Origin of the sequence: Neisseria perflava, assembly GCF_024170405.1 — a bacterium.
Classification (GTDB): domain Bacteria; phylum Pseudomonadota; class Gammaproteobacteria; order Burkholderiales; family Neisseriaceae; genus Neisseria; species Neisseria perflava_B.
In genome coordinates this window covers 1-21,447 of record NZ_JALJYC010000034.1, presented here as the reverse complement: position 1 = coordinate 21,447, position 21,447 = coordinate 1, and the positions used below count along the sequence as shown (strand labels likewise).

The 21,447-nt window shown below is 49.6% G+C and carries 23 protein-coding genes and 1 pseudogene; 12 read left to right on the top strand and 12 right to left on the bottom strand.

Going from position 1 to position 21,447, the window contains the following annotated elements; all coding sequences use genetic code 11:
* The 6 genes and pseudogenes from J2T37_RS10570 to J2T37_RS10550 form a co-directional block, all read left to right on the top strand.
* A pseudogene (locus tag J2T37_RS10570) lies at positions 1-76 on the top strand (IS1595 family transposase); the annotation flags it as partial.
* Positions 77-100: 24 nt separating this feature from the next.
* Positions 101-955 (top strand): LysR family transcriptional regulator, encoded by an 855-nt coding sequence (locus tag J2T37_RS10565; RefSeq protein ID WP_367398819.1) that lies wholly within the window; start codon positions 101-103, stop codon positions 953-955.
* Positions 956-1,056: 101 nt separating this feature from the next.
* The gene (locus tag J2T37_RS11590; RefSeq protein ID WP_437179475.1) at positions 1,057-1,371 is read left to right on the top strand and encodes a hypothetical protein; all 315 of its coding nucleotides are present in this window, start codon (positions 1,057-1,059) and stop codon (positions 1,369-1,371) included.
* Entirely contained in the window at positions 1,364-2,491 is a 1,128-nt protein-coding gene (locus J2T37_RS10560; RefSeq protein ID WP_367398817.1) for a UbiD family decarboxylase, read from the top strand. Before J2T37_RS11590 ends, J2T37_RS10560 begins: the two co-directional genes overlap by 8 nt.
* Positions 2,491-2,721, top strand: a complete 231-nt coding sequence (locus J2T37_RS10555; RefSeq protein ID WP_253355734.1) for a non-oxidative hydroxyarylic acid decarboxylases subunit D — start codon at positions 2,491-2,493, stop codon at positions 2,719-2,721. The genes J2T37_RS10560 and J2T37_RS10555 overlap by 1 nt, the downstream gene beginning before the upstream one ends.
* 306 nt (positions 2,722-3,027) lie before the next feature.
* Positions 3,028-3,603, top strand: coding sequence for a UbiX family flavin prenyltransferase (locus J2T37_RS10550; protein WP_253355731.1), 576 nt, complete (start codon positions 3,028-3,030; stop codon positions 3,601-3,603).
* A 97-nt stretch (positions 3,604-3,700) separates the two neighbouring features.
* Here J2T37_RS10550 and J2T37_RS10545 read toward each other — a convergent pair whose 3' ends face one another.
* The 10 genes from J2T37_RS10545 to J2T37_RS10500 form a co-directional block, all read right to left on the bottom strand.
* Positions 3,701-4,732, bottom strand: a complete 1,032-nt coding sequence (locus J2T37_RS10545; protein ID WP_253355741.1) for an AAA family ATPase — start codon at positions 4,730-4,732, stop codon at positions 3,701-3,703.
* Positions 4,733-4,762: 30 nt separating this feature from the next.
* A complete protein-coding gene (locus tag J2T37_RS10540) occupies positions 4,763-5,209 on the bottom strand; it encodes an AAA family ATPase (protein WP_253355729.1) in 447 nt (148 codons plus the stop codon).
* Positions 5,210-5,880: 671 nt separating this feature from the next.
* Positions 5,881-6,876 (bottom strand): ornithine carbamoyltransferase, encoded by a 996-nt coding sequence (gene argF / locus J2T37_RS10535; RefSeq protein WP_253355727.1) that lies wholly within the window; start codon positions 6,874-6,876, stop codon positions 5,881-5,883.
* A 132-nt stretch (positions 6,877-7,008) separates the two neighbouring features.
* Positions 7,009-7,749 carry a methylated-DNA--[protein]-cysteine S-methyltransferase gene (locus J2T37_RS10530; RefSeq protein WP_253355725.1) on the bottom strand — a complete coding sequence of 247 codons (741 nt, stop codon included), beginning with the start codon at positions 7,747-7,749 and terminating at the stop codon, positions 7,009-7,011.
* 35 nt (positions 7,750-7,784) lie between these two features.
* A complete protein-coding gene (locus tag J2T37_RS10525; RefSeq protein ID WP_253355723.1) occupies positions 7,785-8,225 on the bottom strand; it encodes a GNAT family N-acetyltransferase in 441 nt (146 codons plus the stop codon).
* A 97-nt stretch (positions 8,226-8,322) separates the two neighbouring features.
* A complete protein-coding gene (dapE, locus tag J2T37_RS10520) occupies positions 8,323-9,456 on the bottom strand; it encodes a succinyl-diaminopimelate desuccinylase (RefSeq protein ID WP_253355721.1) in 1,134 nt (377 codons plus the stop codon).
* A 123-nt stretch (positions 9,457-9,579) separates the two neighbouring features.
* Positions 9,580-10,200, bottom strand: coding sequence for a glucose-6-phosphate 1-dehydrogenase family protein (locus J2T37_RS10515; protein WP_253355719.1), 621 nt, complete (start codon positions 10,198-10,200; stop codon positions 9,580-9,582).
* 23 nt (positions 10,201-10,223) lie between these two features.
* On the bottom strand, positions 10,224-10,736 hold the full coding sequence (locus J2T37_RS10510) for a hemerythrin domain-containing protein (RefSeq protein ID WP_253355717.1): 513 nt from the start codon (positions 10,734-10,736) through the stop codon (positions 10,224-10,226).
* Positions 10,737-10,896: 160 nt separating this feature from the next.
* Positions 10,897-11,472: an azurin gene (gene azu / locus J2T37_RS10505; RefSeq protein WP_253355715.1), complete on the bottom strand. Its 576-nt coding sequence runs from the start codon at positions 11,470-11,472 to the stop codon at positions 10,897-10,899.
* A gap of 236 nt (positions 11,473-11,708) precedes the next feature.
* Entirely contained in the window at positions 11,709-12,155 is a 447-nt protein-coding gene (locus tag J2T37_RS10500) for a DciA family protein (protein ID WP_437179474.1), read from the bottom strand.
* A 115-nt stretch (positions 12,156-12,270) separates the two neighbouring features.
* On the opposite strand from J2T37_RS10500, the gene secA reads away from it, so the two are divergent.
* From secA to J2T37_RS10485, 3 genes are all read left to right on the top strand, one after another.
* On the top strand, positions 12,271-15,027 hold the full coding sequence (gene secA / locus J2T37_RS10495) for a preprotein translocase subunit SecA (protein ID WP_253355713.1): 2,757 nt from the start codon (positions 12,271-12,273) through the stop codon (positions 15,025-15,027).
* Positions 15,028-15,140: 113 nt separating this feature from the next.
* Entirely contained in the window at positions 15,141-16,244 is a 1,104-nt protein-coding gene (aroC, locus tag J2T37_RS10490; RefSeq protein WP_253355711.1) for a chorismate synthase, read from the top strand.
* A gap of 261 nt (positions 16,245-16,505) precedes the next feature.
* Entirely contained in the window at positions 16,506-16,994 is a 489-nt protein-coding gene (locus J2T37_RS10485; protein WP_253355709.1) for a ProQ/FINO family protein, read from the top strand.
* A 120-nt stretch (positions 16,995-17,114) separates the two neighbouring features.
* Here J2T37_RS10485 and J2T37_RS10480 read toward each other — a convergent pair whose 3' ends face one another.
* Both J2T37_RS10480 and J2T37_RS10475 read right to left on the bottom strand, forming a co-directional pair.
* Complete coding sequence (locus J2T37_RS10480) at positions 17,115-18,479, bottom strand: PFL family protein (RefSeq protein ID WP_253355708.1); 1,365 nt, start codon at positions 18,477-18,479, stop codon at positions 17,115-17,117.
* A gap of 12 nt (positions 18,480-18,491) precedes the next feature.
* On the bottom strand, positions 18,492-18,764 hold the full coding sequence (locus J2T37_RS10475) for an ACT domain-containing protein (protein WP_253355707.1): 273 nt from the start codon (positions 18,762-18,764) through the stop codon (positions 18,492-18,494).
* 220 nt (positions 18,765-18,984) lie between these two features.
* Here J2T37_RS10475 and J2T37_RS10470 point away from each other — a divergent pair, with 220 nt between their 5' ends.
* Genes J2T37_RS10470 through J2T37_RS10460 form a run of 3 tightly spaced genes read left to right on the top strand, consistent with a single transcriptional unit; the run spans position 18,985 to position 21,380 of the window.
* A complete protein-coding gene (locus J2T37_RS10470) occupies positions 18,985-20,007 on the top strand; it encodes a DNA cytosine methyltransferase (protein WP_253355706.1) in 1,023 nt (340 codons plus the stop codon).
* Positions 20,000-21,016: a DNA adenine methylase gene (locus J2T37_RS10465; RefSeq protein WP_253355705.1), complete on the top strand. Its 1,017-nt coding sequence runs from the start codon at positions 20,000-20,002 to the stop codon at positions 21,014-21,016. The genes J2T37_RS10470 and J2T37_RS10465 overlap by 8 nt, the downstream gene beginning before the upstream one ends.
* 1 nt (position 21,017) lies before the next feature.
* Positions 21,018-21,380, top strand: coding sequence for a hypothetical protein (locus J2T37_RS10460; protein WP_253355704.1), 363 nt, complete (start codon positions 21,018-21,020; stop codon positions 21,378-21,380).
* The last annotated feature ends 67 nt before the right edge of the window (positions 21,381-21,447 follow it).

Here is a 21,447-nt window from a genome sequence, read left to right as displayed (position 1 = left end):
ATGGCGTTTTAACAACAGTGAAATAAAATCTCAAATTTCTATTTTGAAACAGTTAGTAAAAGGTAATTTGCTCTAATTATCTAGTACAGCCCCATATTTTATCGCCATTGCGGAGGCGAGTACGATTTCTAAGGCGGCGCAGCGGTTGTGTATCGCGCAGCCGCCGTTGAGCCGCCAGCTTAAGATGATTGAGGAGGAGGTGGGCGCGGTGCTGTTTGAGCGCGGCAAGGCGAAGCATTTGGCGATTACACCGCAGGGCGAGCTGTTTTTGAGCAAGGCGCGGGCGTTGTTGCGGCAGTTGGACGAGTCGCTGTTGCAGGTGCGCGAGCTGAATCAGCAGGTCGGCGGCAGGCTGTCTATCGGTTCGGCGATTTTGTGTTCAGATATTCTGCTCACGCTGTTGCAGCGTTATCAGCGCGATTATCCCGAGGTGCATTTTTCGCTGTGGGAAGGTGGCAGCAATTTTTTGGCGGAGCAGCTGGGCAATCATCAAATCGAGATGGGTATTGTGGCGGAACCTTTTGATTCTCGCCGCTTTGACAGCCTGCCATTAGAAACTTTGAACTGCGTAGTAGCCGCCGCGCCGCAATATGATTTGCCGCCGCAGTTGTCGCTGGCGCAACTGGCGGAACTGCCTTTGCTGCTGCTCAAGCCGACCACGGGCAACGGACTGTTCCACCGCATTTTGAACACCTTTGCCGAACAGCATTTGACGCCGAACATCGTGTGCGAATGCCACGATTCGTCTATGCTGCTGAACCTGATGGAAATGGGCTTGGGTGTGGCGGTGTTGCCTGAGGTGATGTTGCGCAAAAACGTGCATTTTTCTTACCGCACTTTTCAGGTGGAAGGCGAAAGCTGGCAGATTCAGCCTTATCTGCTGTGGCGCAAAAACAGCTATCTTTCCAACGCGGCACGGGCGTTTTTGCAACTGGCGCGGAAAACCATACTTTAAAAGTATAGATTGGATATTTAATTGATATTTTTCAGACGGCCTCGCCCACGTTATACTGATTGCCATCAAACAAAATTCTTTTAAGAAAAATGGAGAGAATTATGAGCAATTATAAAGATTTGCGTGAATTTCTGGCCTTGCTGGAAGCGGAAAAGCAACTGGTGCGCATTAAAGACGAAGTGATGCCCGAGCCGGATTTGAGCGCCATCGGCCGCGCCGAATGTGGAAAACGGCCCGGCGGTATTTGTGGAGAAAGTGAAAGGCTACAAAAATCCGGTGGTGCTGAACGTGCACGGTTCTTGGCAAAACCACGCCTTAATGCTGAATCTGCCGAAAGATACGCCGGTGAAAGAGCAGTTTTTCGAGCTGGAAAAACACTGGGACAAATTTCCGCTGAAACCGGTGTAGGTGGATAAAAAAGACGCGCCGGTGAAAGAAAATATCATCGACAAAGACATCAACCTGTTTGATGTGTTGCCGCTGTTCCGCATCAATGAATTGGACGCCGGTTTCTACCTCTCCAAAGCGCTGATTGTCAGCCGCGATCCGAACAATCCCGACAGCTACGACGAGCAAAACGTGGGCACTTACCGTATCCAAGTGAAAGGCAAAGACAAAGTGGCGATTCAGCCGCTGCCGTTCCACGACATCGCCGTGCATTTGCAACACGCGGAAGAGAAAAACGAGCCGTTGCCGATTGCCATCTGCTTGGGTAACGATCCGGTGTTGGCGTTTATGTCCAGCACGCCCATTGAATACGCCCAATCCGAATACGACTTCGCCGGCGCATTAAAAGGCGAGCCGATTGAGCTGACCAAAAGCGAAGACGGCAATTTAGATATTCCGGCACGCAGCGAAGTGGTGCTGGAAGGATACATCATCCCGCGCGAACGCGAAATCGAAGGCCCGTTTGGCGAGTTCCCCGGCAGCTATTCCGGCGCGCGCCGTCAGCCAATTGTGAAAATCACCAAAATCACCCACCGCACCAACCCGATTTTTGAAAACCTCTATTTGGGTATGCCGTGGACTGAAATCGACTACCTGATGGCCTTGAATACCAGCCTGCCGCTGTATAAACAATTAAAACGCGACTTCCCCGAAGTGGAAGCGGTCAACGCCATGTACACCCACGGTATCGGTGCCATCGTGTCCACCCGTTCACGTTTCGGAGGCTACGGCAAAGCGGTGGCAATGCGCCTGCTCTCCACCCCGCACGGTATGCCGTACACAAAAATCGTCATCATCGTGGACGAATTTGTCGATCCGTTCAATTTGGAACAAGTGATGTGGGCATTGACCACCCGCGTGCGCCCCGACAAAGACGTGTTCAAAGTCCCTTACGCGCCGGGTATGCCGCTCGATCCGTCGTCCGAACCCGCCGGTATGCACACCAAATTAGTGATTGACGCCACCACCCCGGTTGCACCGGACATCGCCCGCGACACCGAGCTGCTGGGCGTGCCGCAAAAAGCGGCGGAATACACCGAAATCATCCGCCAATTGGCGAAAAATTTATCCAAAGGAGGAAATGAATAATGAGCAAACAATGTCCTCGCTGCAACTCGCATGATGTGAGCCTGCTGACCAAATCCCCTGTCGGCGACGTATGGGAAGTGTATATCTGCGGCACTTGTACCCTATCTTGGCGCAGTACCGAAGGCGAAAACATCACCAACCCCGACAAATACGACGCCCGTTTCAAACTCGACCCGGCGCACTTTGACGAATTGGCGCAAATCCCGCCAATTCCGCCGTTAAAAGGCTGATTTTTCGCTAAATTGCGTTACAATAGCAAGCCCGCACACCAAACCATGCGGGCTTTTTTATACAAAACCTGAGTTTGAGATAAATACTTCAAATAACGCTTGATACTTCAGTAACCTGCTCCCTCCCCCGTGGGGGAGGGCTGGGGAGAGGGCTAAACGCTGGCAGTTTAACTAGCGTTTCATCAACCCAACCGTTTTTGCCCTCTCTCTAACTCTCTCCCACGGGAGAGAGAACAGATTCAAGGAACACCGAGCATTTCAGGCTGATGGATACGCTTTATCTTACTCACGTTAAAGAGGAATTTTATGAGCACACCACAACGCATCGTCGTCGGCATCAGCGGCGCCAGCGGCTTCCAATACGGCTACAAAGCCTTGCAACTTCTGCGCGCACACACCGATTTGGAAATCCACCTCGTCATCTCCAAAGGCGCCAAAATGACCCGCTCGCTGGAAACCGACTACACATTGCAAGACGTGAAAGCCCTCGCCGACCACTTCCACAACGTGCAAAACCTCGGCGCAAGTATCGCCAGCGGCTCCTTCAAAACCATCGGCATGCTGGTCGCGCCCTGCTCCATGCGCACCCTCGCCGCCATCGCCCACGGCATGAGCGACAACCTGCTCACCCGCGCCGCCGACGTCACCCTGAAAGACCGCCGCCGCCTAGTGCTGATGGCACGCGAAGCCCCGCTCAACCTGGCGCACATCGACAACATGCGCCGCGTCACCGAAATGGGCGGCATCGTCTTCCCGCCCGCCCCCGCACTCTACCAAAAACCCAAAACCGTGGACGAAATCCTCACCCACAGCGTAGGCCGCGCGCTGGATTTGTTTGGACTGGATATTGAATTGCCGAGATGGGGGGAGGAAGAAGCGTAATTGCGCAATGCCGTCTGAAAAAGTGCGGTTGGTTTTTAGGAAGTATTTTTGAAATAGAAATGCCGTCTGAAAGTTTTTCAGACGGCATTTAAATCACTTATTTTCTATCAAATATACATTCTTCCAACTCTTTATAAACATTCATATCCTCAGTAACATACATAGATAAATTTATTTTGAATTGCTCGGGATTAATAGATGTTGCAATTCCACATATTTTTTTCATTTTAGATACCAATAATTTTACATCAGCATTTTTAATATCTTTTATAATTTTATTATATTCAGCTTCATCAAAACTTTGGTTTTTTTGAACACAATAGTTTTTAATTACTTCTTTATCAAAAAGATAATTTTCAATCTCCCATCTCTTCATAATTCTAAAATTATGAGGATTATTATTTAGGTATTCTACTCTATCTTGCGATGATACAGGCTTGCCAGAAGCGACATCTCTATCTTTGAATACTAATATCTCTAAATCTTTAAATACCTTACCTATAATAGCAATGGCAATATCACTACATTGGTCTAATTCAGTATTTCCTCCACTAGATACAAAAATAGTGTCTGGATATTTTTCATTAAAAATATTGTTTAAAACTTGAGCATCCAATCCTTTTTCTATACTGCTAGACCTTATAGCCTTACCTTCACAATAAACTATTCGTTTAGGAGCAATAAGCCACGTTAAATCGTCTAACGCTGTAGAAAATATATCTTGCCAATTACTTCTTGTCATTCGCATTGGTTGCAGGATAATATCCTCACTCGCATACTTTAAATTAGCATAAAATTTAATAACTTGGCTTATTTCTGAAAACTCATTCTGAATTGCTCTCATAAAACCAATACTATGAGTCGCTATCCATATTTGCCCTTCATCATCAATAAGTTTGTTTATTTCACTCAATAATTTTCTTTGTATTGATGTATTGATATGAAGCTCTGGTTCATCTATTAAATAGATCATACCTTTGTAATCATCTTTTCTTAAAAATAAATCTAATATAATATCAACAACTTCCTTTTCTCCTGATGAAAGTTGGTTGAATGTAAAGGTCAAATCAGAATCTGATTTTTTAAAGAATAAAGAACCTTCTCTTTTTTCGACATTACCTAAATTCACAATTTCCAAATCTAAACAACGCTTTATAGATTAATTTAAATTACCAATAATTTTGCTTTTAGCCTCAGATGGTTTTATATCATTTTCTTCCATATACTCGCGGTATTCAGCTAGATTTTCTTTAATAGGAGATACAGCCTTGATTTCTTTAATATCTAGATTAGAATTATACCTATAAGGACTCCTAAAAGAAATATTCCCAAATTTATCAATAACTTCTTGGTTTTCATTATCAAATATAAAAATATTTTGATGAAAATCATCTTGATTATGATAGAAATAGATTGGCACTGATCCTTTAGTGATATTTGAAGATCTTACACTACTAACCTTAGCCACAAAGGCATCTAATACACTGCTTTTACCACAACCGTTTGGACCAACCAATGCAATTATCTTTTTCGGCTCATTTCCTAAATCAATTTTTAAATTTTTAAATCGCTTAAAATTCTTGATGTTTATTTTTGATACTTTCATAAACTCTCCTTTCAATAGTAATTCTACTAGTATCTTGCAAATCTCTATTCAAGCTAAACCATCATCACTCTAGAAGAAAGTCATAAAATTCTCAACAGGTTAAACCAGAATAAATCTCTTTTATTTTCTTATAGTTATAAAATAATTAGCGTAAAATATAGGCAAAAATCAAGGAAAAAGCGCGGTCGTTTTTTGGAAAGTTTTATGCCATCTGAAAGTTAAAATTTTAGACGACCCTTCTCTTCCCGTTGATAAAACCATTGATACACCCGCGCCGAGCGCATACATACAAATCAAGTCATTCAACACAAGGAGCGAAACATGAAAGCATTGGTTATTGGCACTAACGGGCGCGTGGGGGTGGCGTTGGTTGGGAAGCTGGTGGCTCTGGGGTATCAGGTATATGCAGCGGCGCGCTGCTGCCAAAGTGACAGGCAGCCATTTCTATCGGCGAACCGTTGATAACAAAACAATCTTTAGTAATGCATCTTGATAGATGGCAAAATGAAAAGGCCGTCTGAAAATAATTTCAGACGGCCTTTTCATTGATGATATAGTCGTTTCAATTTAGATTGAGACAAGGCAGCAAGCCGCAGACAGTACAGATAGTACGGCAAGGCGCAGCAACGCTGTATCAAGCTAAAGTGAAACGACTATAATTTTTTCTACCCTTATTCGCCCAAAGCCGCTACCATCACGGCTTTGATGGTGTGCATGCGGTTTTCGGCTTGGTCAAACACAATGCTGGCCGAGCTTTCAAATACTTCTTCCGTCACTTCTACGCCGTTTAAGCCGAAGGTTTCAAAAATCCATTCGCCGACTTTGGTTTCGCGGTTGTGGAAGGCGGGCAGGCAGTGCATAAATTTGACATTCGGGTTGCCGCTGGCGGCCATCAATTCGGGGGTTACGCGGAAGGATTTGAGCAGGGTAATACGCTCTTCCCAGGTTTCTTTCGGCTCGCCCATGCTCACCCATACGTCGGTATGGATAAAATCCACGCCTTTCACGGCTTCTTCTGCGCTTTCGGTCAGCAGGATTTTGGCACCGCTTTCGGCAGCGGCGGCCTGCGCTTGGGCGATAATGTCTTCAGACGGCCATAAGGCTTTGGGCGCGCCGATACGCACGTCCATGCCCAGCTTCGCGCCGAGAATCAGGAGCGAATTGCCCATATTGAAACGCGCGTCGCCAACGTAGGCGTAGGCGGTTTGGTTCAGCGGTTTGCTGCTGTGTTCGCGCATGGTCAGCGCGTCGGCCAGCATTTGCGTGGGATGAAATTCGTTGGTTAAGCCGTTGAACACGGGTACGCCCGCGTATTGCGCCAGCTCTTCCACGATTTCCTGCCCGAAGCCTCTGTATTCGATACCGTCGTACATGCGGCCTAATACGCGGGCGGTGTCTTTAATGCTCTCTTTATGCCCGATTTGGCTGCCGGTGGGCTCAAGATAGGTTACGCCCGCGCCTTGGTCGCGTGCGGCCACTTCAAAGGCGCAGCGGGTGCGGGTGGAGGTTTTTTCAAAAATCAGGGCGATGTTTTTGCCCTTCATGGTCTGCACTTCGCGTCCGGCTTTTTTGGTGGCTTTGAGTTCGGCGGCCAAATCCAGATATTGCAGGATTTCGGCTTGGCTAAAGTCGAGGAGCTTGAGGAAATGGCGGTTTTTGAGGCTCATGGTTTCTACTTTCGTTTGTAGGGTGGGTTTCAACCCACCATTATAGGGATATGGGAAATGGTGGGTTGAAACCCACCCTACTGCTGCAATACGTTTCTCATTAAATGGTGGGTTAAAACCCACCCTACCGGCTTAGGCCGTCTGAAGCCCTTTTTTCTCCACCGCCAGCAAGTATTTTTTGCGGAACAAACCACCGGCGTAGCCGGTCAGTTTGCCGTCGCTGCCGATAACGCGGTGGCACGGCACGACGATGGAAATTTTGTTTTGCCCGTTGGCGGCGGCCACGGCGCGGACGGCTTTGGGGTTGCCCAAGGCTTCGGCCTGCTGCTTGTAGCTGTATGTTTCGCCGTAGGGGATGGTTTGCAACACCGCCCACACCTGCTCTTGAAATTCCGTACCCACCAAATGCAGCGGCACGCTAAACGCTTTCAGACGGCCTTGGAAGTATTCCGCCAGCTCGCGCCGCAGCAAATCGGCCACGGGATATTCGCGCCACACAAAGCGGCCGTTGCACGCTTTTTGCACCGCTTCCAATTCCTTAGCCACGCCGTCTTGGTCGATAAATTCCAGCAGGCTCAGGCATTGGTAGGCGAACACCGCCACCATCGCGCCCAGCGGCGTATCGATGCGCGACACCGCCAATTCGTTGGCGGCAATCGGATAATCTTTTTCCAAGACATTAATGGCTTGGCGGATATTGCGGTATTGCGGCCAACTCATGCCGACGGCGGTTTGGAAATCGCGCTCGAATGCGGCATATTGTTCAGACGGCATTTTGTGTTTTTTGCTTGGAAACGTCGCCCCGCGTTCCAATAATTCGCGGTAAGTCTGCCAGCGTTCGGGGAGGTTCTCTAAAGTAGGTAAAGTAAACATTTTCTGTATTGGTTTAATATTTTAAGTTCAATATATTACGATTTTGCGGAACGCAGCATATCGATATGCGGGATACCGTCTTCCAGATACTCTCCCGAGATGGGCGCAAAGCCGAACGAGGCATAAAAATTTTGCAGATACAGCTGCGCCTGCGCGAAGACATCTTTCTCGGGGAAATGCGCGTCGGCATACGCCAGCGCGTACGCCACCACTTCGCGCCCCAGTCCCAAACTGCGGGCATGACCGGCCACCAGCACGCGGCCGATTTTCAGACGGCCGCCATCGGGAATCAGGCGGCAGTAGGCGGCAATCACGCCGTTTTCTTCAGCAAACAGGTGCAGCGCGGTCAAGTCGTAATCGTCTGCATCGGGATAAGCGCAGTTTTGCTCCACCACAAACACGTCGATTCGGGTTTTGAGAATGGCGAACAGCTCGCGCGTGGTCAATTCGTCAAAGGATTTGATGTGCCAATTCATACTTTTATTTATCCACGCTATCAAACATTTTAAGGCAGGGTTAGTCTTGACCCACTATTCGCCATAATCTGCTCATTTTGGTGGGTTAAAACCCACCCTACGCCAGCAAGCCCTGCAACATTTTCTCATACACCGCCGATAGCTTGGGAATATCCTCCAGCAACACGTTTTCATCAATCTGATGGATAGTGGCGTTGCTCGGGCCCAGCTCAATCAGCTCTTTGGCAATCGCTTTGATAAAACGGCCGTCTGAAGTGCCACCGCTGGTGGAAAGCTCGGTTTCCACGCCGCACACTTCGCCAATCGCGGCGCGGGCGACATCGGTCAGCTTGCCCGCTTGGGTCAGAAAGGGCTGGCCGGAACACGCCCATTGCAGGTCGTATTCTACGCCGTGTTTGTCCAAAATGGCATGTACGCGCGCTTTCAGGCTTTCTTCCGTGGATTCGGTGGAAAAGCGGAAATTGAATTTGACGTTTAACTCGCCCGGAATCACATTGGTCGCGCCCGTACCGCCGTTGATATTGGAAATTTGGAAGCTGGTCGGCGGGAAATATTCATTACCCTTGTCCCAAACCTCTTGCGTTAATTCCAGCAGCGCGGAGGCGAAGGTATGCACCGGATTAACCGCCAAATGCGGATAAGCGATGTGCCCCTGCTTGCCTTTTACCGTCAGATTGCCTGAGAGCGAACCGCGACGGCCGTTTTTCAGCATATCGCCCAGATTGGTGACGGCGGTCGGTTCGCCGACAATGCAGTAGTCAATAAGCTCGCCACGCGCTTTTAACACATCCACCACTTTGGTGGTGCCGTCGTAGGCATCGCCCTCTTCATCGGAAGTAATCAGAAGCGCAATACTGCCCGCATGATCGGGATTCGCCGCAACCAAACGCTCGCACGCGGTGACGAAACAGGCAATACTGGTTTTCATGTCCGCCGCACCGCGCCCGTATAAGCGCCCGTCGCGCTCGGTCGGCGTAAACGGCGGCGATGTCCATTTTTCCAGCGGGCCGGTCGGTACGACATCGGTATGGCCGGCGAAGCAAACCAGCGGTGCGCCCGTGCCGCGCCGCAGCCAGATGTTTTGGGTGTCGCCGAAATTGAGCGTTTCAGCGGTAAAACCGATTTTTTGCAGGCGTTCGGCGAGTAATTGCTGGCAGCCTTGGTCGTCGGGCGTTACCGACGCTCGGGCGATGAGTTGCTTGGCAAGGTCTAGGGATTGGGTTTCGGTCATTTCGGTTTACAGGCTTTTTATCAAGGCAAAAGGCCGTCTGAAAAATGCAATATTCGATTTGGGAAAACGCGTGCGTGCCTACGGATTATTTCAGACGGCCTCGATTAACAATGCTTCACTATATCAGCGAAAACAGGCTTCATACAAGGGCAACAGTGCGCGGATGGTGTCGGCAATCCACACCGCTTCGTTTTGTTTGCCCAATTCGTCGCGTTCAAGCTGCCGACCTATGCAGTAAAAATCATCGGGGCTTTGCAGGGTAAGGGCTTGACAGCCGCCCTGCTCTGCCAGCGTTTGATAATCGGCGTATTCGTCCGTATCGCCGTGCCACACATCAAAATCGGCATATTGCTTATCGTCCAGCCGCACCAGCCATTGGTTGTATTCGGGCAGCGCAATCGGCGACACACCCGCTTTGTAGCAATGCCAATCAAGGCTGACGCTTAAGCGGCGGCGGTTGAGCAATACCGACAAAATCGCCGCCGAATCCTGATACTGCGCGTATTTGAAAAAGGCGAAAAAGTGGGCGCGCACCTGCCAGCCGTTGCACCAGCGCTCGATATGCGGCGCAGCAAAAGGTTCGCCCAAATCGGCGGCCACCTGCCCGATTAAATCACGCCAAATCTGCCAATTGGCTTTGTAATCGGCTTTGATTTGCGGGATGGCTTCGGGCTGGTATTTTTTCAGCTGGGCAAACTGGAAAAACGGGATATTGAATAAATCGCAACTGGCGGGGGTGAGCATGGTTTGTCCTCAATATATCATCGTTATTTCGGGCGGCGGCGTTGCGCCATAATCTTGCCGATTTCGGTCAGTTTTTCAGACGGCACATGCTGCTTTCCCAGCTCAAACAGCGGCTCTTCAATCGCCAAATGCACGGCATAGCCGTTAACAAAGCGTTTTAAAACTTCTGTCGGCAAGGTGTATTGCGGATTGTTTTCCAGCTTGAGAAATTCCTGATACAGCGCCTGCCAGTTGTCGTGCAAGCCCTGATGTTGGCGCAATAATTCGTCTATGCTTTCCTTGGCCTGCGGCGCGTATTGCAGCAGCAGTGGGAAAAAATCTTCTTCTTCGTCTTCGTGGTGCAAGGGCGCGGCGACATTGAAATATTGGCTGATTTGCTTCACCGCCTGCAACACCACCTCGCCGCAGCCGTGTTCGGCAATATAGCCCGGCAGCATGTCGATTTGGCTGCAAAAGCGGCGCACTTTGCCGTGGCAGGCATACAGCATTTCAATGGGTTCGGCGAAGGTAACGCTTTGGGTTTCAAAGGGATTCATGGTGTGGTGTCCGATAAATGGTTGGAGGCCGTCTGAAAAATTGTCTAAACCTATGCTTTTTCAGACGGCCTTTTGTCGTTTTATTGTAACGCGTTCCCTGCAAACAAAACAGCCTGCCCGAATATCTCGCATTTCGGGCAGGCTGCAATCATCAGGCGGATTAGTCAACCAGAGTGATGGTACCGTTCATCAAAGCCGCGTGACCCGGGAAAGTGCAGGCGAATTTGTAGCTGCCGTCGGCCAGTTTAGCCGGATCGACGGTCAGAGAAGCCTCTTCGCCGCCGCCAATCAATTTGGTATGGGCAACAACGCGGGCATCGTCGGCTTTTACGTAGTCTGCATCAGGGCCGGCAGACACGCCGTCGGCAAACACGCCGTCCATGTCTTCAGCTTTGGCAATAACAAGGTTGTGACCCATGCTGGTTTTCGGTTGGGTACCGGTGTGTTTCAGCGTGATGGTAAATTCTTTACATGCTTTGCTGATTTGGATGTCTTTGGTGTTGTACTGCATGGCGTCGTTGGATTCGACGGTTACGGCGCAGTTGCCGGTAGCTGCTTCGGCAGCCGGAGCAGCAGAGGCTTCGGCAGGCGCGGCTTCAGAAGCAGCCGGAGCAGCTTCAGAGGCGGTTGCTTCTGCGGCGGGCGCAGAAGCTTCGGCAGCCGGTTTAGCTGGTTCTTGCGAGCAGGCAGCCAAGCCGATAACGGCAGCGGAAATCAGAGCCAAGTATGCTTTCATATGAACATCTCCTAATGGTGGGTATTTTCGGTTAGCCGAATCAAAATTTATCAAAGCAAGCAATCCAAGCAATCATTAACTTGCTAACCTATCAAGTATGAAGCTTTATTTCGTAGGAAGTTTTGACTCAAGTCAAAATTTGACAATACACTTACATAAGTTTACATATAAATCCCGCTTTTTTCATCATAAAGACTTATTCAGTCGTAACCAATTAACACTTCCTAACAAAACCATCAGCGCCGGTGTTTACCGACCAAAGCCGCCAGCGAGTGCGCCAACTCAGGATGGCGCGCCTCCAGCTGCGCCACCGTCCGCTCCAGATTATCCAAAGCGGTATCGCTCAACACCAGCTTGTTGGCTTTGGGCGGCGGCGGCGTTTTCGGAATCAGTTTTACGCGCACCGATTCTATCCCATCCTGCAAAGCGCAAAGCGGCGGCGTTAAAGAGGGAAGCAGCATTTTCAAACGCGAGGCCGCCATATTGTTTGCCGCCAGCAAGACCAAGACACCCTCGTCGATACAGGCCGTCTGAACGTGCGAGCGCAGATTGGCGGGCAGGATTTTTTTTACCTCGCGGTCAAGTTTCTGCCAATAGCGCGAAATCTGCAACAGATTCTGCAAACGGCCGGGCATTTCGGCCGCCTCGCCCAAACCACCGCGTCGTAAATGGTCGAATTCCATCTGGGTTTCCTACTTGAAATCGGCAAACGCACCGCCATTTGCAATGCATTACCTTATATTGTGCTAAAATCCGCGTTTATTGCCTGATATTCTACACCGGGCTCAGGAATCATTCATGCTGACAAACATTGCTAAGAAAATCTTCGGCAGCCGCAACGACCGCCTGCTGAAACAATACCGTAAATCCGTTGCCAAAATCAACGCGCTCGAGCCGCAAATGCAGGAATTGAGCGACGAGGCTTTGCAGGCCAAAACCGCCGAATTCAAACAACGCCTTTCAGACGGCCAAACACTGGACGACATTTTGGTCGAAGCCTTCGCCGTCTGCCGCGAAGCCAGCCGCCGCGTATTGGGCATGCGCCACTTTGACGTACAGCTCATCGGCGGTATGGTGTTGCACGACGGTAAAATCGCCGAAATGCGTACCGGCGAAGGTAAAACGCTGGTCGCCACCTTAGCCGTGTACCTGAATGCCCTGTCCGGCAAAGGCGTGCACGTTGTGACCGTCAACGACTACCTGGCTTCCCGCGATGCGGCGATTATGGAGCCGCTGTACAATTTCCTGGGCTTGACCGTCGGCGTGATTGTGTCCGATTTGGAACCCTTCTTCCGCCAGCAGGCTTACGATTCGGACATTACCTACGGTACCAACAACGAATTCGGCTTCGACTATCTGCGCGACAATATGGTGACCGACCAATACGACAAAGTTCAGCGCGAGCTGAATTTTGCCGTGGTCGATGAAGTCGATTCCATTTTGATTGACGAAGCGCGTACCCCGCTGATTATCTCCGGCCAAGCCGATGATAACGTGCAGCTTTACCACATCATGAACACCGTTCCCGCCCAACTGGTGCGCCAAGAAACCGAAGAAGGCGAAGGCGATTACTGGGTGGACGAAAAAGCGCACCAAGTCATCCTAAGCGAAGCCGGCCACGAACACGCCGAGCAAATCCTCACCCAAATGGGTTTGCTGCAAGAAAACGACTCCCTCTATTCCGCCGCCAACATCGCCCTTATGCACCACCTGATGGCGGCCTTGCGTGCGCATACCTTGTTCCATCTTGACCAGCATTATGTGATTCAAGACGGCGAAATCGTGATTGTGGATGAATTTACCGGCCGTCTGATGTCCGGCCGCCGCTGGTCGGAAGGCCTGCACCAAGCCGTCGAAGCCAAAGAAGGCGTGGAAGTCAAACGCGAAAACCAAACCCTTGCCTCCATTACCTTCCAAAACTACTTCCGCCTCTACACCAAATTATCGGGCATGACCGGTACCGCCGATACCGAAGCGTTTGAATTCCAAAGCATTTACAACTTGGAAACCGTCATCATCCCGACCAACCGCCCGATTCAGCGTAAAGACTACAACGACCAGATTTTCCGTTCCGCCGAAGAAAAATTCGAAGCCGTGGTCAAAGACATTGAAGAATGCCACAAACGCGGCCAACCCGTATTAGTCGGTACCACCAGCATTGAAAACTCCGAATTGGTCTCCAAGCTCTTGACCCAAGCCGGTTTGCCGCATAATGTCTTAAACGCCAAAGAACACGAGCGCGAAGCCCTGATTGTGGCGCAGGCCGGTAAAGTCGGCGCGATTACCGTGGCCACCAACATGGCCGGACGCGGTACCGACATCGTATTGGGCGGCAACCTCAAATCGCAAACCGACGCCATCCGCGCCGACGAAACCCTAAGCGACGAAGAAAAAGCCGCCAAAACCGCCGAGCTGGAAAACGGCTGGCAGGCCGAACATGAGCAAGTCATCGCCGCCGGCGGTCTGCACATCATCGGCACCGAGCGCCACGAAAGCCGCCGTATCGACAACCAGCTGCGCGGCCGCGCCGGCCGTCAGGGCGACCCGGGTTCCAGCCGCTTCTACCTGTCGTTTGAAGATCCGCTGCTGCGCCTGTTTGCCCTCGACCGCGCCGCCGCCATCCTCAACCGCCTCGCGCCCGAGCGCGGCGTCGCCATCGAACACGGCCTCCTCACCCGCCAAATCGAAGGCGCGCAACGCAAAGTAGAAGGCCGCAACTTCGACATGCGCAAGCAGGTTTTGGAATATGACGACGTTGCCAACGACCAGCGCAAAGTGATTTACCACCAGCGCAACGAAATCCTTACCAGCACCGACGTGACCGAGCTTACCAAATCCATCCGCGAAGAAGTCATCAGCGATTTGGTCGATTTGCACATGCCGCCCGACAGCATGGAAGAGCAATGGGATTTGCCCGCGCTCGAATCGCAGCTGCGTGCCGAATTCCGCGTCGATGCCGACATCCAAAGCTGGCTGAAAACCGACCACACGCTGGACAACCGCGATGTCAAAGAGCGCCTGATTAACCGCATCGAAGCCGAATACGCCGAGAAAACCGAGCTGGTCGGCAAGCAGGCAATGGCCGATTTCGAGCGCAACGTCATGCTGCAAGTCATCGACAACCAATGGCGCGAACACCTTGCCGCCATGGACTACCTGCGCCAAGGCATCCACCTGCGCAGCTACGCCCAGAAAAATCCCAAACAGGAATACAAACGCGAAGCCTTCGCCATGTTTGAAAACCTGTGGCGCAGCATTAAGCACAACATCGCCTCGCTCCTTGCCTCGGTACAAATCGAGCGCAACGACGCCCCGATGGAAGAGCTGCCCGAAGCCGACATCAGCGACATCCAAGCCGTTCACGCCGACGCGCCGGACATGGAAGGTATCCTGGGCGAATCGAAAACCGATTTGGCCACCGAAGCCTTCAACCCGACCGGCAACGACTTCAGCCCCGAATCCCTCGCCGCCAAAGGCCAAGTCGTCCTGCGCAACGACCCCTGCCCGTGCGGCAGCGGCTTGAAATACAAGCAGTGCCACGGCAAATTGCATTAATGGTTTAAGATGGAGCAAAGGCCGTCTGAAACACGCAGGCAAATGCGTTTTCAGACGGCCTTTTATGTTAAAATCCACCCTATTCTTTTGACTTGATTTCCACAGGCGGTCACATGGCAGGCAATACTTTCGGACAACTCTTTAGCGTAACCACCTTCGGCGAAAGCCACGGCCCGGCTTTGGGCTGCATTATCGACGGCTGCCCGCCGGGGTTGGCCTTGTGCGAAGCCGACATTCAGGCCGATCTCGACCGGCGCAAACCCGGTACCAGCCGTCATGTGACCCAGCGCCGCGAAGCGGATGAAGTGGAAATTTTGTCGGGCGTATTTGAGGGCAAAACCACTGGTACGCCCATCGCCCTCCTCATCCGCAACACCGACCAGCGCAGTAAAGACTACGGCAACATCGCCCGCCAGTTCCGCCCCGGCCATGCCGACTACACTTATTGGCACAAATACGGCACACGCGACTACCGTGGCGGTGGTCGCAGTTCCGCCCGCGAAACCGCCGCACGCGTAGCCGCCGGCGCAGTGGCGAAAAAATGGCTGAAAGAAAAATTCGACACCGAAATCATCTGCTGGGTTACGCAGGTAGGCGAACAGGCGATTGCCTTTGAAAATGAAGCCTTTATTTCACAAAACCCGTTTTTCGCCGCCAACCAGTCGCAAATCGCCGATTTGGAAGCCTATATGGACAGCGTGCGCAAATCGCTGGACTCGGTCGGCGCAAAACTGCATATCGAAGCGCGGAATGTGCCGGTCGGCCTCGGCGAGCCGGTGTTTGACCGTTTGGATGCGGATATCGCCTATGCGCTGATGTCCATCAATGCCGTTAAAGGCGTTGAAATCGGCGACGGTTTCGATGTCGTGGCGCAACGCGGCAGCTATCACGGCGATGAGCTGACTCCGCAAGGTTTCAAATCCAACCACGCCGGCGGCATTTTGGGCGGCATTTCTACCGGCCAGACCATTAGCGCCAATTTCGCCATCAAGCCGACCAGCTCCATCGCCACCGTGCGCCATTCCATCGACATCGACGGTAATGCTGTGGAAATCGCCACCCACGGCCGCCACGATCCCTGCGTCGGCCTGCGTGCCGCGCCGATTGCCGAAGCGATGTTGGCCTTGGTATTGATGGATCATGCGCTGCGCCACCGTGCGCAAAACGCCGATGTGCGCGTGACTACGCCCGATATTGCGCATTTGTCGGAATCATAATTTTTCAGACGGCCTCTTTGCACTTGAGGCCGTCTGAAAACAGTAAAAATTTAGCCAAAACCCGCCCGTTATATTACAATGGCAAAGGATTGTTGAGATTTCATCCGTGCAGCAGATTTTCGAGTAAAAAAGCGCGGATGCAAGGCAAAAAACGCAGTAGGCATGTTTTTTGTCGAAAAGATGCCACATGATGAAATATTAACAGTCCCTATATTCCGCCATGATTGAAACGGCGGCTCCGCAAATAGGAATACAACCGAAATGACACAAGAAACCGCCTTGAGCGCCGCGCTGAAAAACGCCGTCCAAACCATGAGCAAAAAGAAACAAACCGATATGATTGCCGACCATATCTACGGCAAATACGATGTATTCAAACGCTTCAAACCGCTGGCCGTCGGTATCGACCAGGATTTGATTAACGCGCTGCCGCAATACGATCCGGCGCTGATTGCCCGCGTATTGGCCAAGCACTGTCGCCGTCCGCGCTATTTGAAATCCCTAGCTCGCGGCGGCAAGCGTTTTGATTTGAACAACCGTTTCAAAGACGAAGTCAGCGCCGAAGAGCAGGCCATCGCGCAGCAACACCCTGCCGTGCAGCAGGCGATGGCAGCACAAGCCGAACGCCAAGCAGCCAAGGCTGCGGCGCAACCGCAGGCCGAAGCAGCAGCCGTTGCTGCTGAATCTGCCCCTGCTGCCGAAGCAGCCGACGGCGGTAAAATTTCCGTTTCGGTGCAACGCATTAAATAAGCTGCGCAATAATAAAATGCCGTCTGAAAACATCATGATTTTCAGACGGCATTTTGTAACAGATAACGTGAAAAGTCGTAAGGTGGACATCCTTGCCCACCATCACAGAATTTTTTTCCGTCAGTTTTTCATCGACTGCACCGGCGCCGGAATGCGGCCGCCACGGTTCACAAACACTTCGCAGCTGCCTTCTTTTACCGGCATAACCGGCGCATAACCCAGCAGGCCGCCGAATTCCACGCTGTCGCCCACATCCTTGCCCGTTACAGGAATAATGCGCACGGCGGTGGTTTTGCTGTTAATCATGCCGATGGCCGCTTCGTCGGCAATAATGCCGCTGATGGTCGCCGCCGAGGTATGGCCGGGCACAGCAATCATGTCCAAACCGACCGAACACACCGCCGTCATCGCTTCCAATTTATCCAGCGTCAGAATACCCGCTTCCGCCGCCGCAATCATGCCCTCGTCTTCCGACACCGGAATAAACGCGCCGCTCAAACCGCCGACCGCACTGCTGGCCATCATGCCGCCTTTTTTCACCGCGTCGTTGAGCAGCGCCAGCGCCGCCGTGGTGCCATGCGTACCGCATACGCTCAAGCCCATCGCTTCCAGAATACGCGCCACCGAATCGCCGATGGCGGGCGTCGGTGCCAGCGACAAATCCAAAATACCAAACGGGATCTTCAGCATTTTCGCCGCTTCGTGGCCGATAAGTTCGCCCACGCGGGTAATCTTAAACGCGGTTTTCTTCACCACTTCGGCGATTTCGGTCAAATCAGCCGTGGCCGGACAATTCTGCAAGGCCGCCTGCACCACGCCCGGGCCGGATACGCCGACATTAATTACCGAGCCTGCCTCGCCCGAACCGTGAAACGCACCCGCCATAAACGGATTGTCTTCCACCGCATTGCAAAACACCACGATTTTGGCGCAGCCGAAGCCCTCCGGCGTAATCTGAGCCGTGCGCTTGATGGTTTCGCCCGCCAGCTTCACCGCGTCCATATTAATCCCCGCGCGCGTGCTGCCGATATTGATGGAGCTGCACACAATGTCAGTGGTCTTCATCGCTTCGGGAATCGAACTAATCAGCACCTCGTCCGACGGCGACATACCCTTCTGCACCAGCGCAGAAAAGCCGCCGATAAACGACACGCCGATGGCCTTCGCCGCCTTGTCCAAAGTCTGCGCCACGCTGACATAAGAATCCGCATGCGTCGCCGCCGCAATCTGCGCAATCGGCGTTACCGAAATGCGCTGATTCACAATCGGCACACCGTATTTGGCCGACAGATATTTGGCCGTCGCCACCAAATCCTTGCCCACCGTGGTGATTTTATTGTAGATATTCTGGTTTAACACATTGATGTCGCTGCTGATACAGTCGTGCAAATCAATGCCGATGGTAATCGTGCGCACATCGAAATTCTGGTCGGCCACCATGCGCACGGTTTCGAGAATCTCGCCGGAATGAAAAGTTTTCGTCATGGTTTCAATCCCTTAAATACGGTGCATAGCCTTAAAAATCTCTTCATTTTGCATACGGATATCCAGCGACAGCTTCTCCCCCTCCGCCGCAAACGCATCCAACATCTCCTGCCGCGATTTCGGGCATTTTCGCGTATCCACCAAAATAATCATGGTAAAAAAATCATCCATCAGCTGCTGGCTGATGTTGAGGATATTGATTTGATTCTCGGCCAACAGCTTAGACACATCGTAAACAATACCCACGCGGTCTTTGCCGATAACGGTAATTACTGAATTGCTCATTGCGGATTCCTTAGCGCTTTAGTAGAAAAATTCAACAAATATTCAAATGCTTAAATTGAATATAGAGGCGGATTATAGCACTGTTTTTCAGACGGTATGGGGTTGATTGTTGACAATTTGATTTGAAATATGGGAATTTATGCTTATTTTGAGCGTATAGTGTAAAATTACTCACTTGTTGAATACAACTTGCTTAAAAATCAGGTTTTAAAAAATTTATATGATTGAAAAAAAGACAAAAAGTAAAAACCTAAGCTATATTGACTTATTCTCCGGAGCAGGAGGATTCACTCTTGGCTTTGAACAACAGGGGTTCCGCCAATTGTTCTCTGTTGAAATAGAGCCGAATTATGCCCAAACGTATGCAAAGAATTTCCCAACACACAAACTCCTTTGTCAAGACATCAAACAACTAAATGAAAAATCTATTCAAGAAATACTTGGGGGAGAAATTCCTGATGTTGTCATCGGAGGTCCACCCTGCCAAGGTTTCAGTATAGCTGGAAATATTGGCCGAACCTTCGCTAACGACGAGCGTAATCGTTTGTTTACCGAATTTGTAAGAATTGTCCAACTAGTTAAGCCCCGATTTTTTGTTATGGAAAATGTGGCTCGCTTATACACCCATAACAAAGGAAAAACACGCCAAGAAATACTCGAATGCTTTGAGAACATCGGTTACCGAGTAGAGTGTCAAATTCTAGATGCTGCTGACTTTGGAGTTCCTCAACATAGAAAGCGGATTATTTTTATAGGAACTCGGGAAAATTGCCATATTTACTTTCCAATCCCTTCAAAAAAACACAAAACTGTTGAGGAAGCAATTGGTTATCTTCCCCCACTAAATTCGGGAGAAAGTTCAGAAATCGCTAACCATGTAGCCATGACACATAGCGAACAAATGTTATATAAAATGAAATTTGTTCGAGATGGTGGTAACCGTAATGACATTCCTGAAAATATTAGACCTAAAACAGGAGATGTTCGCAAATATATCCGCTATAACAGTAAAAAACCATCTGTTTGTATAACAGGAGATATGCGTAAAGTATTTCACTATAAACAAAACAGAGCATTAACCGTACGGGAACTTGCAGCCTTGCAATCTTTCCCTGATAGTTTTGTTTTTTACGGCAACAAAATTGCTCAACAGCAACAGGTCGGAAATGCCGTCCCGCCACAGTTCGCAGCAGCAATAGCACAAGCCTTGAGTAAAATGGATGAAGAAAGCTGTTATGCCTGAAAAAAAATACCCTAAAGTTAACTATATTGGAAATAAAGAAAAAATTGCTGATTGGATTTGCCAACAAATCCCTGCCGATGCCGATACTGTCCTAGATGCTTTTAGTGGTGGGTGTTCTTTCGCCTACGAAGCAAAAAAGCGGGGATACCGAGTACTTACCAACGACATTCTTAATATTAATCAGCAACTAGCAACAGCATTGATTGAAAATGATGAAGAAATCTTATTACCTGATGATGTAGAACTTATTTTTTCTGGGCAACCTTTCTCTGGTTTTATGACTCATAATTATGCCAATGTTCACTTTTTCCCCGACGAATGTCAGCAATTGGATTTATATCGTAAAAACATTGAAAAATTAAAAAATCCATTTAAAAAAGCTATGGCCTTCTCCCTACTCAGACGAGCAATGATTCGCAAAATGCCTTATTCTCGATTCACTATTAATTGGGAGAAAGTCAAACAACTTCGCGATGAAGAATATAGCTATGCGAAATACGGGAGGAAAAGAGCTTATCACAACGAAAGCTTTCGTACCCATTTTGAGAAAAATTTACCATCATATAACCATGCCGTATTTTCAAATGGATGGAAACATCATGCCTATAACTTAGACATTTTTAATTTATTAGAAAAAGTAGAGGCCGATATTGTATATTTAGACCCCCCCTATACAGGAACAATGAATAACTATTTTGGCTTTTACGGTATGATGGATGGATATTTAACATCTCGAATTCCGCAACAATTCAGTAATCACTTCATGGACAAAAAAACAGCAGTTATATTATTTACTAAATTATTTGAAAAATTAAAAGCATTCAAATATTGGATGTTAAGCTATAACAATGCCTCTCATCCAAACAAGGATGAGCTTTTGACTCTATTGGATAAAGATGGCCGAACCATAAAAGTTTTAGAAACACCACACGTCTATAAAGTAACAGGAAGAGAAAAAAAGCAGGAAAATAAAGAATTACTGTTTTTAATCGAAAATAAACGAGGCTAAAATGCAGACATACGAAGAATACTGGAGATTTACCAATGAATATACAGACTATAACGGCCAAAAATTCTTGACAACATTAAAGCTCTGTATAGCTTTTATTGAAGAACACTTGAATATCGAATACAGCGAAAACCTATATCACGAGCTACAGGAAACCATAAGAATGACCTTATCCGAATTGGACGGAAAGGAAAAAAATCTTATTTCCATAAGGAAATCAATTAACCAACTGGTTAAAATGGGTTTTATTAATCCATTTTTAGCCAGCTACCACCCATCTGCACAGGATTACTTATCCGCAGCTACCAATAAAAAACGCAGTACGCTGTTATCTAAAATTATTGGGGCTGTACTAGATAACTAGATTTATTCAAAATCATTTAGAATAAATCCCATGAAAAAAAGTCGACTGAGCCCTTATAAGCAAAACA

Bases quoted from the DNA above. Each gene is read 5' to 3' on its own strand.
- azu (WP_253355715.1), bottom strand. From the start codon at position 11,472: ATGAAAGCATACTTGGCTCTGATTTCCGCTGCCGTTATCGGCTTGGCT.
- J2T37_RS10530 (WP_253355725.1), bottom strand. From the start codon at position 7,749: ATGTTTACTTTACCTACTTTAGAGAACCTCCCCGAACGCTGGCAGACT.
- J2T37_RS10480 (WP_253355708.1), bottom strand. From the start codon at position 18,479: ATGACGAAAACTTTTCATTCCGGCGAGATTCTCGAAACCGTGCGCATG.
- J2T37_RS10475 (WP_253355707.1), bottom strand. From the start codon at position 18,764: ATGAGCAATTCAGTAATTACCGTTATCGGCAAAGACCGCGTGGGTATT.
- J2T37_RS10485 (WP_253355709.1), top strand. From the start codon at position 16,506: ATGACACAAGAAACCGCCTTGAGCGCCGCGCTGAAAAACGCCGTCCAA.
- J2T37_RS10515 (WP_253355719.1), bottom strand. From the start codon at position 10,200: ATGCTCACCCCCGCCAGTTGCGATTTATTCAATATCCCGTTTTTCCAG.
- J2T37_RS10555 (WP_253355734.1), top strand. From the start codon at position 2,491: ATGAGCAAACAATGTCCTCGCTGCAACTCGCATGATGTGAGCCTGCTG.
- J2T37_RS10525 (WP_253355723.1), bottom strand. From the start codon at position 8,225: ATGAATTGGCACATCAAATCCTTTGACGAATTGACCACGCGCGAGCTG.
- J2T37_RS10510 (WP_253355717.1), bottom strand. From the start codon at position 10,736: ATGAATCCCTTTGAAACCCAAAGCGTTACCTTCGCCGAACCCATTGAA.
- J2T37_RS10540 (WP_253355729.1), bottom strand. From the start codon at position 5,209: ATGAAAGTATCAAAAATAAACATCAAGAATTTTAAGCGATTTAAAAAT.
- dapE (WP_253355721.1), bottom strand. From the start codon at position 9,456: ATGACCGAAACCCAATCCCTAGACCTTGCCAAGCAACTCATCGCCCGA.
- J2T37_RS10470 (WP_253355706.1), top strand. From the start codon at position 18,985: ATGATTGAAAAAAAGACAAAAAGTAAAAACCTAAGCTATATTGACTTA.
- J2T37_RS11590 (WP_437179475.1), top strand. From the start codon at position 1,057: ATGAGCAATTATAAAGATTTGCGTGAATTTCTGGCCTTGCTGGAAGCG.
- argF (WP_253355727.1), bottom strand. From the start codon at position 6,876: ATGAGCCTCAAAAACCGCCATTTCCTCAAGCTCCTCGACTTTAGCCAA.
- J2T37_RS10500 (WP_437179474.1), bottom strand. From the start codon at position 12,155: ATGGAATTCGACCATTTACGACGCGGTGGTTTGGGCGAGGCGGCCGAA.
- J2T37_RS10465 (WP_253355705.1), top strand. From the start codon at position 20,000: ATGCCTGAAAAAAAATACCCTAAAGTTAACTATATTGGAAATAAAGAA.
- aroC (WP_253355711.1), top strand. From the start codon at position 15,141: ATGGCAGGCAATACTTTCGGACAACTCTTTAGCGTAACCACCTTCGGC.
- J2T37_RS10550 (WP_253355731.1), top strand. From the start codon at position 3,028: ATGAGCACACCACAACGCATCGTCGTCGGCATCAGCGGCGCCAGCGGC.
- secA (WP_253355713.1), top strand. From the start codon at position 12,271: ATGCTGACAAACATTGCTAAGAAAATCTTCGGCAGCCGCAACGACCGC.
- J2T37_RS10460 (WP_253355704.1), top strand. From the start codon at position 21,018: ATGCAGACATACGAAGAATACTGGAGATTTACCAATGAATATACAGAC.